Origin of the sequence: Salifodinibacter halophilus (genome assembly GCA_012999515.1) — a bacterium.
Classification (GTDB): domain Bacteria; phylum Pseudomonadota; class Gammaproteobacteria; order Nevskiales; family Salinisphaeraceae; genus Salifodinibacter; species Salifodinibacter halophilus.
Window position 1 is genome coordinate 1 of sequence record JABEEB010000511.1, and the last position, 248, is coordinate 248.

The 248-nt window shown below is 74.6% G+C and carries 1 protein-coding gene; it reads right to left on the reverse strand.

What is annotated here, in order from left to right:
* Nucleotides 1-248 (reverse strand): hypothetical protein (locus HKX41_12655; GenBank protein ID NNC24985.1); only part of this gene is annotated, 248 nt, incomplete at both ends.

The following is a 248-nucleotide window of genomic DNA, read 5'->3' on the forward strand; positions in this document are numbered from 1 at the left end:
CAGCACCGGCTCGCCTTCGCGCACCGGCAGGCGCGGGAATCGGTTCGGCGTGTCGTCGCTGACGTACACGCCGAGCAGCTCCAGGCCGGCCGCGGACAGCTGCGGCGCGAATTCGCGCTCGAAGCGTTCGAGGAAACCGTCCTGCGCCGGCGCGTGCAACTCGCACACGCCGATGCAGATCGTGCCGCCGGCTTCGTCTGCGCCGCCGAGCGGCGCGCGTTCGCGCGCGTTCGCCCGCGGCCGCGCGC